The sequence below is a fragment of the Mesorhizobium sp. M2A.F.Ca.ET.067.02.1.1 genome (assembly GCF_004023285.1).
Taxonomy (GTDB): Bacteria; Pseudomonadota; Alphaproteobacteria; order Rhizobiales; family Rhizobiaceae; genus Mesorhizobium.
Genome location: NZ_RZSB01001264.1, coordinates 1 through 871, shown reverse-complemented (window position 1 = coordinate 871; position 871 = coordinate 1). Strand labels below are relative to the sequence as shown.

Genomic DNA, 871 nt, shown 5'->3' with positions numbered 1-871 from the left:
ATGCTGAATTGCCTCTGCCGCTTACATGGCAATTGGCCAATGCGACTCAACGGCTGATCTCCGCGCAGGTTGGCGATGCGGCCTCCTGTAGGCACACGACAGCGATCGAACAATCCACGTTGCGAGCCGACACTCCACCGTCCCAGCAGGAGGTGATCCGTAGTGTCAACAACTGACCAACAGCTGCGTCGCCTGCTCGATCAGCTATCGGCTATCGGGAACCGTCGCGCCGATGGGGCGTCCATGTGCCGGCCCGCAAGCCGATAGCTGATCGAGCAGGACGCACCAGCGACTACAGACAGTAGCTGGGCCTAGTCTAGAACGCGACCGCACGCCGAACGTGCCCAGCACGACAAGTGCGCGATATGCAATCCCGCGACCTATCTGCCTGCTCGGTACCTGCCATCCCGGGGACGCAGCATTCGAAAGTATGGCCCACAAACGCCCCGTCATCACACGATCCCCCACGCCCGAAACCTTCTCCTGCCCGTCATCTCGCGTAAATTGAGCTCGCCGACCAGGTTCAGCGCCCCCTGCTTCGAAACTTTTAGCGCCTCCTGGATCATGCCGGTGAAGACAACTGGACGTGACAGCACCAACTCTACCAAGTCCGGCAACTTCGAACTAGTTCGGCGTTGGCGCAGCCGCCGCTCCATTTGGCTTCTCGCCATCACCAGTCGATCATGCTCCTTCAATCCAGCCAGCGCCGCTTCCTGGATGGCATCGACAAACGCCAATACACGATCGGTTCGAATCCGTGCGCGCCGCCGCTCCCTCGGGATGTTCTTAGTGCCGAGATTGAGGCTTGTGAGATGACCCGCCGCGACCCCTTCCTGCCTGAGCAGCGCGCCGACCAGCAGGGGTCCAAGCC

Annotated in this window: 1 protein-coding gene; it reads right to left on the bottom strand. The window is 61.1% G+C overall.

Going from position 1 to position 871, the window contains the following annotated elements; all coding sequences use genetic code 11:
• Window positions 1–452: 452 nt before the first annotated feature.
• Window positions 453–871 (bottom strand): helix-turn-helix domain-containing protein (locus EOA28_RS37200; RefSeq protein WP_128315913.1); only part of this gene is annotated, 419 nt, incomplete at its 5' end.